Genomic DNA, 13,118 nt, shown 5'->3' with positions numbered 1-13,118 from the left:
TCTCCGTGACTAGGACCCGACGCGGCAGCCGCCCACCACGACCGGTGGCGCGGCCCCTTCGGCGTCCCTGTTCACCTTCACCGGCGCGCGCTGCGCGCCGGACTTTTCGAGGAACTCTCCGATGTCTTCGTCGACTTCGTCCTACTGGGCGGTGCTGCGCGCGCCCGGCGCGGCCCGGCTGTTCGGCGCGGCCCTGATCGGCCGCCTCTCCTACGGCACCGTCTCGCTCTCCCTACTGCTCGCCGTCGCGGCCACCACCGGCTCGTACCCACGGGCCGGCTGGGTGATGGCGGTGTTCTCCACCGTCAGCGTCCTGCTGTTCCCGTTCCGGGCCGGGCTGGTCGACCGGCACGGCCCGCGCCGCGTACTGCCGCCGATGGCCGCCGGGTACGCGCTCGCCCTGCTCGCCCTGGCCGCCGCCACCTGGCGGTCCGGCACCCCGTACCCCGTCCTGCTGGGCCTGGCCGCCGCGGCCGGTGTGTGCGCGCCGCCGCTCGGGCCGGTCACCCGCGCGCAGTGGAGCCGGCTGCTGACCGAACCCGAACTGCGCCGCCGCGCCTACAGCTTGGACACCGTCGCCGAGGAACTCCTGTACGTCACCGGCCCGTTGCTGGCGGGCATCCTCGCGTCGGCGGCCCGCCCGGCGGTCGGCCTGCTGCTCAGCGCGGCCCTCGCCTTCGGCGGGACGCTCGCGCTGGCCGCCTCGGTGCCGCGATTCCCGGCCGCCGCCGATGCTTCCAACTCGCCTTCTCCTGAGTCGGGTTCGGCGACTCGCGAGCTGCTGTCCCGGGCCCGCCAGCCCCTGGCGGCCGCCGCCGGGGCCGGGGCCGGGCTCGGCGCCTTCGCGCTGCTGGCCGTGGTGTTCGCGGGCCGCCACGGGCGGGACGCGGACGTCGCCTGGGTGGAGGCCGCGCTCGCGGCGGGCAGCGCGATCGGCGGACTCGCCCTGGGGGCCGTCAACTGGCGTACGGCGGCCGGGAACCGGCTCACCGTGCTGACCGCCGTGCTCGGCACCGCACTCGCCCTGGCCGCGCTCGCGCCGTCCCTGCCCGTCCTGGCCGTGATCGCCGCGTTCGCCGGACTGGCCGTCGCCCCGACCCTGACCACCGCCTACCTGCTCACCGACGAGATCGCCCCGCCCGAGCAGCGCACCCGGGCCGGCGCCTGGGTCAACACGGCCTTCAACGCGGGCGGTTCGGCCTCCACCGCGATCGTCGGCCCGCTCACCGAACGCCTGCCGCTGGCGCTCTGCCTGCTGCTCGCCGCGACCCCGCCGCTGGCCGCCCTCCTCGCCGCCCCCACCTGGCGCCCGGCCGCCCGCCGGCGCACCGCGCCGCTGGGAGGCTGACGTCCCGGGGCGGTTCAGTCACCGACGAACCAGAGGATGCTGCCGGGCGCCGCCACACAGCACTCCAACAGCACCGCCAGGTCCGTGACGGCGTCCTGTTGCGACCCGTCGGTGCACAGCTGCCGCAGCCCCGCGATCTCGCCCAGGGCACGTCGCGCCTGCTGCCCGTCGAACATCGTGTTGCCGTACGGATCGACCGTCGGCAACAGGCCGGGGCCGTCGTACCGCAGCTTGCCCAGCACCTCCGCCAGCGCGTCACCGTGGTCGTACAGGCCCTTCAACAGGGTGGCCCTGGACCTGTCCCAGAAGCGGATCTCCGGCCGGGCGGAGTGCAGTTCGAGTTCGATCCCCATGGTGGCCTTCGCGTGGTGACGTCGTGGTCGGGCCAGTATCCGATGCCCTGCTCCGCCCGGTGGCCGCGGGTGGGCCTCAGGCCGCGGTGCCCCGGGTGTGGTGGATGCGGTGGGTGTAGCCGTCGGGGATCTCCGGCGTGTCGACGAGCCCGGCTTCGAACGCTGCGGCGCGGTTGGCCCTGGCGCGGTCACTGGCCTGGCCGGTGATCGTGACCAGGGCGTCCTTCACCGGTGTTCGACGGGTGACCTGCGGCGCGGCCCGTCGGGGGCGGGGTCGGGGAGTGGCGCGTCGAATTCCTCCTCCGCCGGGTCCTGCTCGTCGTCGTCCGGGTCGCCGGAGGCCGTCAGCAGCGCTACGGCGACGGCGGCCACGACTGCCACCGCCGTGCCGACGACGGCCTTGCGGTGCTTCTTGACGAAGGCCTTGGCGGCGCGGCCGGCCGCGCGGACGGCGCCTTCGTCGGAGGCGGGGGCGTCGGCGGTTTCGGGGGTCTCGCTGGTGGTCACCCGCACAGGGATACCGGAGCGCGGTCGCGCCTGTCAGGAGGTTGCCGACATTGACGGCGGCGACGGGCCGCAGGTGCGCGCGAAACCGGTGGCTCGCCGGTCGCCGTGTCCGTGTCGGCGGGCCGGGCCCGGGGCGTCGCCGTACATTGAGCGGATGATCGTCGACAGCGGGACGGAGCCGGTGCGGTACGGGTGGGGGCCGTCCGGGCAGTGGTTGGCCGCGCGGGGGCGGTGGGGGGAGCTGGCGGGGCGGTTCCGGCTGGCCAAGGGGCTCGGAGACCCGCTGGCGGGGCCGCTCGGTCACCTGGTGGCGTACGGCGCGCCCCCGGCCGTCGGGGCGCGGCTGTTCGACCCCGTCGGCGGGCCCGGTGCGGCGGCCACCGTGGGGGACCACGACGCCGGGCCGCTGTGGGAGGTGCTCGCCACCCGCCACCCGTGGGCGGTGCTCGACGCGCTGCCGCTGCCGCCCGCGATCCGGCGGCCGGCCGCGCACACCCGGGCGCTGCTGGGCGACAGCCTGCCCGGCGGCTGCGACGAGGCGGGGGTGCCGTGGCGGCTGCGCCCGTGGGAGGACTGCGGGTGGGAGCGCGACACCCGGGTCCGCGAATACCTGGCCGGGGGCGGTGCGCGGCGCGCCCTGCACCTGGCGCCGCCCACCCGCGAAGGGCTCGGTGTCGTCGAACTCCCGTCCCCCGGTGCGAGGTTGACCGGAGTGCCGGCGACCGCCCGGCTCGCCGCGCTGGCGGACTGGACCACCGCCGTGTGCGTGCGCGGCCGCGCCACCGACGCCGCCGCGCAGCTCGCCGCCGGGCCGGACGTCATCGGCGGCCAGCTCCCGTTCGCCGCGCTGTACCCGGCCCTGGTCCACCTCGCCTCCGCCCGCCCCCACCGGGGAGCGGCCCAAGGCAGGCTCGCCGTCTGGCAGTTGCTCACCACGATGGCCGCCGAAGCCGCTCCGCCGGCGAGCACCGTCGACGCCCTGGTCGCCCGCCTGCACTGCCTGACCTGGACCGAACCGGGCGACGAGCTGCGCCACCTGCACCTCGCCCTCGAAGACCCGGCCACCGGCCTCGCCTGGGCCCTCTCCGGCAGCACCTCCGACCCGGCGTGACGCCAACTCCCTTCCAGGGCAGGGAATTCCGACGAACCCGTTGAGCGCAGGGGCGGCGCGCCGGGCCGGGAGGAAGCCGAGTGGGCGGTCCTGGAAGAGGGGCCGGGGGAGCCGGGAGGAGGCGTGGGGCGGGCGCGTCTGCCGCCGCGCATCTCCGGCGGCCGGGGGGCCGGTCGACGATGGCCGCCGTGCTCTTGCAGGCGCCGCAGGCGTGGCTGCTGTCCGGCACCCACCAGTACGGCGCGCCGGAGCGGCCGTTCCGGCAGGGGCGTCAGGCGGCTCGGGCCCGGGGCCGGCCGGTGGTGGTGGGCCTGGTCTGCCAGCGCAGGGCGAGTTCGTCGCGGACCGGTGCGGTGCTCGGGCGTGCGTTCGGCTGGTCCAACATGCCGATGGACAGCAGGAGTTCGTGGGTGCGCAGGCCCAGGTGGAGGGTGATGCGGTCGGCGCCGTTGTCGAGGTCGAGGCCGGTGATCTCCTGGATCTGCCGCAGCCGGTAGTACAGCGAGGTGCGGTGGATCCGCAGGGCCTCGGCGGTGCGGGGGACGGACCCGGCCCGGTCGAGGTAGCAGCGCAGGGTCTCCTCCAGGCGCCGGCCGCCGTCGGATTCGAGCAGGGCCCGCAGCGGCGCGGGCAGCAGCGACTCGTTCAGGGCGTGGTCCGGCAGTTGCAGCAGGACCGCGCACTCGCCGAGGTCGTCCCAGGCGCCGACGCCGCCCAGGGCGGGCATCCGGCGGGCCGCCCGGACGGCGACCAGTGCCTGTTCGTAGGAGGACCGGGCGCCGTCCAGACCGGGCTGCCGGCTGCCGATGCCGACGACGGGCCGGAAGGAGGCGTCGGGCCGGACGCCGAGCGCGGTCAGGAGGCGTGCGGACTGCTCGCGGAGGGCCTCCGCGGGCATCGGCCGGTCGGTGAGCTGGAGCAGGACGGCGCGCTCCGGGGTGATCGCGAAGGCGCCGCGCCCCGAGCGGCTCCGGGCCCGGGCGTCCACCACCTCGTGCAGGACGGCCGCCGCCCGGCCGGACGAGACGCCGGAGCGTCCGAGCTGCACGACGCTGACCACCGCGTGCGGGCCGTCCGGCAGCAGCGCCTCCGCCAGCAGCCCGGCGCGGGCCTCGGCGCGCTCGACGGGGTCCGCATCCAGCAGTGACAGCAGCAGCTCCTGCTCGCGGGCCCGCGCCGCGTCGGCCAGGACGTGGTCGGCGTACAGCTCGCGGGCGATGGCCGGGGTGGCGCGGGCGACGGCCTCGGTCACCTCGGGCGGCAGCGACATGTCGGGTGCGATGAGCAGCAACAGGCCGAGCAGGTGGCCGCGTTCGCGCAGCGGGACGCAGTAGCGGGGCAGCAGCCCGAGGTCCTCCCGGCCGGCGAAGAAGCCCGGCCGGGACCACCGGGCGACGCCCTGGCCGAGGACGAACTCCGCGGCGTCGCGGATCGCCCCTCCGTGCAGCACGGTGTGGACGCGCGCCGGATCCGCGTCCTCGTAGTGCCGACTCGACCGGACCCGGCCGATCAGCGGGTCGGCGAGGGCCACGGACCGGCCGAGCGACTCCGCGAGCTCCTCGACCAGCCGGTACACCTCGGTACCGCCGACATGGTCTCGTCGCTGCTGCGGGGTCATGGCCGTCCTAGGTCGTCGGGATCTCTCCCTGCCACGGTGGCACCCCCGCGATGCCCCACGGCGCACGACTCTTGCCCCTGCGTGCAACGTGCCTCCCGCCCGCCGCGCGCAGCTGTCACCCTGCCCCCGATCGCCCCGCCGTCCGCCGGCTGCCCCGGCCCCGGCCGCCCCGCCGCGCGCCCGCTACTCGGTGCCCGCCGCCCCGCCGAGGCGGCGCCACTCGCTCGGGGTGACGCCGGTGGCGGCCTGGAAGCGGCGGCTGAAGTGGCTGGGGCTGGAGAAGCCGCACCGGGCGGCGACGGCGGCGACGGTGAGGCGGTCGTACCGGGGTGCGGCGAGCATCCGGCGGGCCTGGGCGAGGCGTTCGGTGATGAGCCACTGTTCGAGGCTGATCCCGGCCGCGTTGAACAGGCCGTAGAGCCGGCGCAGCGAGATCGCGTGCTCGGCCGCGAGGCGTTCGGGGGTGAGGCTCCGGTCGGTGAGGTTGGCCCGCGCGTGGGCCATGATCCGGGTCAGCAGCGTCTCGTCCATCGTCGCCCTGACCTCGGGGGCCTGTTCGGCGTGGGCGGCGGAGAGCAGCAGGGCGCGGACGAGTTCGGTGGTGGCGGCGGCCAGGGCCCCCGCGCCGGGGTCGGCGGCGAGCCGGTCGGGGTCGCGCCACAGGCCCTGCAGGTGCTGCATCACCAGGCCGTGCATCGGGCTGGCGCGCAGTTGCAGGGAGGCCCGCACCACCGCGTCGACGGGGACGCCGAGGCGGTTCATGTCGAACATGATCGAGCGGGAGGCGCCGTCGCCGGACCAGCCGTACACCCGGGGCGACAGTTCGTGGAAGACGCAGATGTCGTCGAGGCCGAGGAGGTTCTGCCGGCCGCCGGCCTCGGCGCGGTGGACGCCCAGGGGCTGGAGCGAGACCGAGACCACCGGGTTCTCCCGGTGGTGGCGGACGTGCCGGGCCGTCCGCCGCACCTCGAAGCCCGAGTTCCGGGTGGAGATCAGGTCCAGCCCGCCGACCCGCCAGTGCTCGACGCGGGCGTGGATGCCGGTCTCGGGCTCCTCGTGGGAGATGTCGTTGGGCACGAACGAGTCCGTCAACGCGTGATGGAAGGCTTCCGCCCGTTCGCGTGGTGGCACGGTGGTGAGGTCGAGCAGCAGCACACATTCTCCCGGGGGCGCGCGGTCGGTCGGCCGAACGGCGAAGCCCCCGCCGGTGTCCGGGTGGATCCGGGACGCCGACGGGGGCGAAACGCCACGTCAAACGAGGTTACTGGCAGGTACGAGGGCCTGGTCAGGCAGCCTGGGCCGTCGCCGGGGCCTCCGCCTGGGCGGGCAGCTCGACGTGCTCCGGCGTGCCCGCGCTCTCGTCGTAGGGGAGCGTCCCGGTCAACACGGCGTTCATCCGCTCGCGGTCGAGCTCGCCCGTCCAGTGGCCGATCAGCACGGTGGCGGCCGCGTTGCCCGCGAAGTTGGTCAGGGCGCGGGCCTCCGACATGAAGCGGTCGATGCCGACGATCAGGCCGACGCCGTCCACCAGCGCGGGCTTGTGCGACTGCAGACCGCCCGCGAGGGTGGCCAGGCCGGCGCCGGTGACGCCCGCCGCGCCCTTGGAGGCGATCACCATGAACAGCAGCAGCGACAGCTGCTCGCCGATCGACATCGGCTTGTCCATCGCCTCGGAGATGAAGATCGAGGCCATCGTCAGGTAGATGGCGGTGCCGTCCAGGTTGAAGCTGTAGCCGGTCGGCACGGTGATGCCGACGACCGGGCGGCTCACCCCCAGGTGCTCCATCTTCGAGATCAGCCGGGGCAGCGCGCTCTCGGAGGACGAGGTGGACAGGATCAGCAGGAACTCGCGGCCCAGGTAGCGCAGCAGCGCGAAGACGTTCACTCCGGCGGCCAGCCGCAGCAGCAGGCCGAGCACCACGACCACGAACAGCACGCAGGTCACGTAGAAGCCGATCATGATCACGGCGAGGCTCTTCAGCGCCGCCGTGCCGGTCGCGCCGACCACCGCCGCCATCGCGCCGAACGCGCCGATCGGCGCCACCCACATGATCATCGACATCACCCGGAACACCAGCTTCTGCAGGTGCTCCACGCCGCGCAGGACCGGCGCGCCCGCCGCGCCCATGCCCTGGAGCGCGAAACCGACCAGCAGCGCCACCAGCAGGGTCTGCAGCACCTGGCCCTCGGTCAGCGCCGACACCAGCGTGGTCGGGATGATCCCGAGCACGAACTCGCTGGTGGACGAGGCACCCGCCACGGCCTGCGCGTGCCCGGACTTGGCCAGCGCCGACGTCAGGTGCAGTCCGCTGCCCGGCTCCAGCAGGTTGCCCACCAGCAGACCGATGCCGAGCGCGACCGTCGAGGTCAGCAGGAAGTAGCCGAGCGCCAGGCCGCCGACCCGGCCGACCTTCGCCGCCTTGGTGACCGACCCCACACCCAGCACGATGGTGCAGAAGATCACCGGAGAGATCATCATCTTGATCAGGTTGACGAAGCCGGTGCCGACCGGCTTCAGCTCCACCGCGAACTTCGGCGCGGCCAGACCCACCACGATCGCCGCCACCACCGCCGCGATCACCGCGAGGTACAGGTAGTGGGTCCGATCCGTTCTCTTCGTCGGCTTCCCGTTCGTGGTGGGGGTCATCCGTTCGGCTCCTTCGCCGCTAGGCTCGCACCGCGTCCTTGAGGGGGTGGACGCGACCGGCCCGTGGGTGGCGGGCCGCGCACGACTATTCGCCCCGCCGTGAGGGACGTCACGGTTACGGTCATAGAGTTCACGGGTACCGCGGATGCCGTGACCCGCCCGTGACCGGGCACACTTGTCGTCATGCACCCGACCGGCCCGCCCCCCAGCGCCGCCCGCCTCCGCCGGGGCCGCAGCCTGGCCGGACGGCTGTTCGCCGTCCAGGTGGTCATCGTCGGAGCCGTGGTCGCGGGCGGCGCCGTCCTCGCCTACCTGTTCACCGCCGGCCGCGCCGAGGACACCGCCCGCCACGAGGCCACCGCCGTCGCGCTGTCCGTCGCCGACTCGCCCACCGTCCGCACCGCCGTCACCGAACCCGACCCCAGTGCCGTCCTCCAGCCGTACGCCCAGCAGGTCCGCGCCGACACCAGCGTCGACTTCGTCACCGTCATGAACCCGGACGGCATCCGCTGGACCCACCCCGACCCGGCGCAGATCGGCCGCCCCTTCCTCGGCCACATCGACCAGGCCCGGCAGGGACGCCTCCAGCAGGAGACCTACACCGGCACCCTCGGCCCCTCCGTCCGCGTCGTCGCCCCCGTCTACGACGACACCCACCACGTGGTCGCCCTGGTCAGCGCCGGCATCACCGTCGACAACATCTCCGCCCGGCTGCGCACCCCGCTGCTCGCCCTGGCCGGCATCGCCGGCGGCGCGCTCACCCTCGGCGCGGGCGCCAGCTACCTGGTCGCCACCCGGCTGCGCCGCCACACCCACGGCATGGACGCCGAGGAACTCGCCCACCTCTACGACTACCACCAGGCGACGCTGCACTCGGTGCGCGAGGGACTCGTCCTGCTCGACCGCGACCACCGCGTGCTGCTGTGCAACGACGCCGCCCGCGAACTGCTCCAACTGGAGGAGAACGATGGGGAGTTGACGGTGCGTCAGCTCGGCCTGCCGGGTTCGCTGACCCGGGCGCTGGAGTCCGAGCAGCCGGTCCGCGACGAGGTGCACCTGACCGCCGAACGCGTCCTGCTGGTCAACACCTCGCCCGTCGGGCCCGGCCTCGGCAGCGTGATCACCCTCCGCGACCACACCGAACTCCAGGGCCTCACCGGCGAGTTGGACACCGTCAAGGGCATCGCCGCGGCCCTCGACGCGCAGGCCCACGAAGCCGCAAACCGGCTGCACGCCGTGGTCTCGCTGATCGAACTCGGCCGCCACCGCGAGGCCGTGGAGTTCGCCACCGCCGAACTCGCCCTCGCCCAGCGCCTCACCGACCAGGTCGTCGGCGCCGTCGGCGAACCCGTGCTCGCCGCCCTGCTGCTCGGCAAGGCCGCCCAGGCCGCCGAACGCGGCGTCGAACTCCGCCTCACCGAGGACAGCCGGATCGACGACGGCGTGCTGCCCGACCGGCTCACCCCCCGCGACCTGGTCACCCTGCTCGGCAACCTGATCGACAACGCCGTCGACGCCGCCATCGAGAACGCCGCCCAGGCCGCCCCCGAAGTCCGCGTCACCGCCCGCACCGACCACGGCCACCTGCTGATCGAGGTCGCCGACACCGGCACCGGCGTCGACCCCGCCGCCGCCGACGAGGTCTTCCGGCGCGGCTGGACCACCAAACAGCACGGCCGCGGCCTCGGCCTCGCCCTGGTCGCCCAGACCGCCCGCCGCAACGGCGGCGACGTCCGCCTCGGCGAAGCCGGCTTCCACGACGGCGGCGCCGTGCTCACCGTCCGACTCCCGCTCCAGCGCCCGGCGGCGGACGCATGACCGGCAGCCCCGAACCCCGGCCGATCCGCGTCCTGGTGGTCGAGGACGACCCCGTCGCCGCCGACGCCCACACCCGCTACGTCGCCCGCACCCCCGGCTTCACCGTCACCGCCACCGCGCACTCCCGCGCCGAAGCCGTCCGCGCCCTCGACCGCGCCCGCGACGAGAACGCCCCCGTCGAACTGATCCTGCTCGACCTCTACCTCCCCGACGGCCACGGCCTGCACCTGTGCGCCACGCTGCGCGCCGCCGGGCACACCGCCGACGTCATCGCCGTCACCTCCGCCCGCGACCTCGCCACCGTCCGGCAGGCCGTCACCTCCGGCGTCGTCCAGTACCTGCTGAAACCCTTCGGCGCCGCCGCCCTCGGCGACCGGCTGCGCCAGTACGCCCGCTACCGGGCCAGCCTCGGCCGCGACGGCGAGGCCCTCGGCCAGGACGAGGTCGACCGGGCGCTCGCCCTGCTGCGCGGCACCGACCGCACCAGCCTCCCCAAAGGCCTGACCGCCGCCACCCTCGACACCGTCGCCACCGCGCTGCGCACCGCCCCCGACGGCCTCTCCGCGGCAGCCGCCGCCGAGACCACCGGCGTCTCCCGCATCACCGCCCGCCGCTACCTCGAACACCTCGTCACCACCGGCCACGCCACCCGTGAACCCCGCTACGGCCACGTCGGCCGCCCGGAGCTCGGCTACCGGTGGCGCAGCGACTGACCCACCGGCGCGCACGGGCCGCGGTCGCCTACCGTGCTGCGGCGCATTCCTGCGCCTCCGCCAGGTACCGCGCCACCGGGCCCAGGGTCAGCATGCCGCTGGCGGCGCCGGCGTGTTCGGCGCCGGCGTCGCGCAGGGCGGCCGCAGCGCGCGCGGCGATCCCGCGCTCGTCGAGGCGTACGGCGGCGCGGGCGGTCAGGCACCACAGGGCCTCCTGCAGGTGGTCGCGCGGCGGTTCGGGCACCGCGGCGAGGGCGGCCCGGGCCTGCTCGACCCGGTCCTGGGCGAGCAGCACGAGCGGGCGGGCCCACGGCCGGTACGGGCCCCAGTCGAGCTGCGGGTCGGTGGGCGCGGGCCGGTCGTGCAGCAGGCGCAGCCCCAGCAGGGCGAGTGGGAACAGGCCGCGGTGCAGTCCCGGCATCCCGGCCGTCCGCAGGGCCTCCTCGGCGGCGCGGTACCGGGCCGCCGCGGCGGCGGCGGTCGGCCCGCCGGGTTCGGTGCTGCGGGCGGCCGCGGCCCGGGCCCTGAACCACCCGGTGAGGACGGGGACGAGGGACGCCTCGGTGGCGGCGGCGAGCCGGTCGGCCGCGTCGGCGTGCGAGGCCGCGCCGTCGAGGTCGCCGAGGGCCGAGGCGGACTGCAGGCGGACGAGTCGGCCGAGCACGGCGAAGTTCGGCAGCTCGTGCCGGGTCGCCAGGTCGAGGATCTCGGCGCCGATCCGGTCCCGGGCCGCCGCGAGCCCGGGGCTGCCGAAGGACTGCAGGAACACCCCGTTGAGGGCGAAGGCCAGCAGGGCGGGATCGGCCAGGCGCCGTGCCAGCTCCTCGGCCTGCCGCGCCGCCTGCCGCGCGCGCCCCAGCTCGGCCTCGGACAGATCGGCGCTGCGGCTCTCGACGGCGACCGTGGCCAGGAGACGGGCGCGCAGGTCCGCGGGGCCGTCCGGACCCAGCCCGGTGAGCGCGCGCTCGGCAGCCGCGACGACGGCGCGGGACTGCTCGGGGTCGTCGGCCCGGCTCCAGAGCGCGGGCACGTCGTAGGCGCCGATGATCCGGGCGGTCAGGGAGAGGTCTCCCGTGCGTTCCGCCGCCCGGACGGCGGCGAGGCGGTCGCGCCGCGAGCGCACCAGGGCGTCGCCACCCGCCAGCGCGAGGGTGCGGGCCAGATCCACCGTGGTGCGTGGGCCGAGCCGGACACCCGGGCCGGTCCACCCCGTCCGGGCTCCTTCCGGGGACGCGGACCCGTTGAGGATGTCCGTCTCCAGGCGCCGGAGGCCGTCACCGGGGTCGAGTCCGAGTTGGTCGACGAGCATCGCGCGGGCCCGGCGGAGAGTGGCGAGCGCGTCGGCCTGGCGGCCCGCGCGGTACAGCGCGCGGGCCAGCAGCTCCCAGGCCGGCTCGCGCCACGGGTGTTCGGCGACGTGGGCGCCCAGCTCGGCGACGAGATCGGCCCCTTCCCCGGCGTCGAGAAGGATCCGGGCGCGCAGTTCCACCCCCGCCAACCTCAACTCCTCCAGCCGGTTCTGCTCGCGCTGCGCCCATGCGGAGCCGGTCACATCGGCGTAGGCGGGCCCGCGCCAGGCCGCGAGCGCCGCGCCGAGGTCGCTCACCGCGGCCGGGTCGCGGCGGGCACGGGCCAGGGTGTCCTGGAACCGGTGGACGTCCACGTCCTCGCGCGGCAGGCGCAGCGCGTAGCCGGGACCTTCGGTGACGAGGACGCGCGGCGGAGTGCGGGGCGGCCGGTCGGGTTCGAGGGCACGGCGCAGCGCGGCGACGAAGGTCCGCAGCGCACCGACGGCGCGGGCAGGCGGATCGGTCCACAGGTCGCCGACGAGGGTGTCGGTGGTGACCATCCGTCCCTCGGCGGCGACGAGCCGGGCGAGCACCTCACGATGCCGGGGTCCGCCCAGGTCAACCTGGCTGCCGTCGTCGCGGAGGGCCCGCACCGCACCGAGCACGTCGATTCGCATGCCCCCATCCTCCGTGCCGGGGGCCGGCCGGCCCAACCGTACTGATCGGCTGCTGATCGCCGTCGCGCAAGCTGATCGGGACAAGTCCCCGACCCGAGAGGGTGGTCCCTCATGACGCTCGCCATTCCCGGTTTCGACCACGTCCGCCTGCCCGGTGCGGACGGTGTGGAGCTGGCCGCAGCCGTCGGCGGCAGCGGAAGCCCGGTCGTGCTGCTGCACGGTTTTCCCCAGACCCACCTGATGTGGCGCCACGTCGCCGAACGGCTCGCCGACGAGCACACGGTGATCTGCCCCGACCTGCGGGGCTACGGCGCCAGCGACAAGCCGGCGGCCACCGACCCCGAGGTGTACGCCAAGCGCGCCATGGCCGCCGACGTCGTGGCGCTGGCGGCGGCGCTCGGCCACGAGCGCTTCGCCCTCGTCGGCCACGACCGGGGCGCCCACGTCGCCTTCCGGGCGGGCTTGGACCACCCCGAGACCGTCACGCACCTGGGCATCCTCGACATCCTGCCGACGCTCGACACGTGGAACGTCCTGCACGGCGTCTCGGCGGCGGTCGGCTACCACCTCTTCCTGATGGCGCAGCCGCCGGGCCTGCCGGAGGCGATGATCGCGGGCAGCGCGGACGCGTTCTTCGGCTCCTTCCTCGACGCCTGGGCCAACGACCCGACCGCCATGCCCGAGGAGGTGCGTGCCGAGTACCTGCGGGCCAGCGCCGCGGCCGTGACGTCGATCGTCGCGGACTACCGGGCCTCGGCGGGCATCGACGTCACGCACGACCAGGCCGACCTGGACGCCGGCTCGCAGCTGGCCATGCCCGTGACGGTCGTCCAGCAGGACTGGGGCGCGCAGCTCGGCTACGACGCCGCCGGGGTGTGGAAGGCGTGGGCGCCGGACCTGGACCACCGGCTGACCCGCGCCGGGCACTTCATGGCCGAAGAGGCACCCGACGAGACCGCGGCCGCGATCCGGGCCCTGCTGGCCCGCTGAGCCCGCTGCTCCCGACCCGTCGGCCGCGGGGGGGGCCGGCCCGGCGG

The 13,118-nt window shown here is 75.4% G+C and carries 12 protein-coding genes; 5 read left to right on the top strand and 7 right to left on the bottom strand.

Translation table 11 applies throughout. The features are described 5' to 3' along the window. The first annotated feature begins 121 nt into the window (after window positions 1–121). Complete coding sequence (locus tag ACWEMJ_RS00060; protein ID WP_452134613.1) at window positions 122–1,348, top strand: MFS transporter; 1,227 nt, start codon at window positions 122–124, stop codon at window positions 1,346–1,348. A gap of 14 nt (window positions 1,349–1,362) precedes the next feature. Here ACWEMJ_RS00060 and ACWEMJ_RS00055 read toward each other — a convergent pair whose 3' ends face one another. From ACWEMJ_RS00055 to ACWEMJ_RS00045, 3 genes are all read right to left on the bottom strand, one after another. Next, window positions 1,363–1,701, bottom strand: coding sequence for a hypothetical protein (locus ACWEMJ_RS00055; protein ID WP_452134612.1), 339 nt, complete (start codon window positions 1,699–1,701; stop codon window positions 1,363–1,365). Window positions 1,702–1,777: 76 nt separating this feature from the next. Continuing rightward, window positions 1,778–1,930: a hypothetical protein gene (locus tag ACWEMJ_RS00050; protein ID WP_452134611.1), complete on the bottom strand. Its 153-nt coding sequence runs from the start codon at window positions 1,928–1,930 to the stop codon at window positions 1,778–1,780. Further along, entirely contained in the window at window positions 1,927–2,208 is a 282-nt protein-coding gene (locus tag ACWEMJ_RS00045) for a hypothetical protein (protein ID WP_452134610.1), read from the bottom strand. Before ACWEMJ_RS00045 ends, ACWEMJ_RS00050 begins: the two co-directional genes overlap by 4 nt. A gap of 154 nt (window positions 2,209–2,362) precedes the next feature. On the opposite strand from ACWEMJ_RS00045, the gene ACWEMJ_RS00040 reads away from it, so the two are divergent. After that, on the top strand, window positions 2,363–3,319 hold the full coding sequence (locus ACWEMJ_RS00040) for a hypothetical protein (protein WP_452134609.1): 957 nt from the start codon (window positions 2,363–2,365) through the stop codon (window positions 3,317–3,319). A 271-nt stretch (window positions 3,320–3,590) separates the two neighbouring features. Here ACWEMJ_RS00040 and ACWEMJ_RS00035 read toward each other — a convergent pair whose 3' ends face one another. The 3 genes from ACWEMJ_RS00035 to ACWEMJ_RS00025 all read right to left on the bottom strand — a co-directional run bounded on the left by ACWEMJ_RS00035 (window position 3,591) and on the right by ACWEMJ_RS00025 (window position 7,584). Continuing rightward, a complete protein-coding gene (locus ACWEMJ_RS00035; protein ID WP_452134608.1) occupies window positions 3,591–4,937 on the bottom strand; it encodes a PucR family transcriptional regulator in 1,347 nt (448 codons plus the stop codon). 183 nt (window positions 4,938–5,120) lie between these two features. After that, on the bottom strand, window positions 5,121–6,092 hold the full coding sequence (locus tag ACWEMJ_RS00030; RefSeq protein ID WP_452134607.1) for an AraC-like ligand-binding domain-containing protein: 972 nt from the start codon (window positions 6,090–6,092) through the stop codon (window positions 5,121–5,123). Between the two features lie 130 nt (window positions 6,093–6,222). Then, a complete protein-coding gene (locus ACWEMJ_RS00025) occupies window positions 6,223–7,584 on the bottom strand; it encodes a cation:dicarboxylate symporter family transporter (protein ID WP_452134606.1) in 1,362 nt (453 codons plus the stop codon). 183 nt (window positions 7,585–7,767) lie between these two features. Between ACWEMJ_RS00025 and ACWEMJ_RS00020 the strand changes: the two genes are divergently transcribed. Together ACWEMJ_RS00020 and ACWEMJ_RS00015 are read left to right on the top strand one after the other, a co-directional pair. Beyond that, complete coding sequence (locus ACWEMJ_RS00020) at window positions 7,768–9,402, top strand: ATP-binding protein (RefSeq protein WP_452134605.1); 1,635 nt, start codon at window positions 7,768–7,770, stop codon at window positions 9,400–9,402. After that, window positions 9,399–10,115: a response regulator gene (locus tag ACWEMJ_RS00015; protein WP_452134604.1), complete on the top strand. Its 717-nt coding sequence runs from the start codon at window positions 9,399–9,401 to the stop codon at window positions 10,113–10,115. Before ACWEMJ_RS00020 ends, ACWEMJ_RS00015 begins: the two co-directional genes overlap by 4 nt. Before the next feature lie 28 nt (window positions 10,116–10,143). Here the strand turns inward: ACWEMJ_RS00015 and ACWEMJ_RS00010 are convergent, their stop codons facing one another. Next, a complete protein-coding gene (locus tag ACWEMJ_RS00010) occupies window positions 10,144–12,081 on the bottom strand; it encodes an AfsR/SARP family transcriptional regulator (protein ID WP_452134603.1) in 1,938 nt (645 codons plus the stop codon). Between the two features lie 111 nt (window positions 12,082–12,192). Between ACWEMJ_RS00010 and ACWEMJ_RS00005 the strand changes: the two genes are divergently transcribed. After that, complete coding sequence (locus ACWEMJ_RS00005) at window positions 12,193–13,071, top strand: alpha/beta hydrolase (protein ID WP_452134602.1); 879 nt, start codon at window positions 12,193–12,195, stop codon at window positions 13,069–13,071. Window positions 13,072–13,118: the final 47 nt, after the last annotated feature.

This window comes from Kitasatospora sp. NPDC004531 (assembly GCF_053602195.1).
The sequence above is the reverse complement of the archived record's forward strand: the minus strand, read 5'-3'. Positions and strand labels throughout refer to the sequence as shown.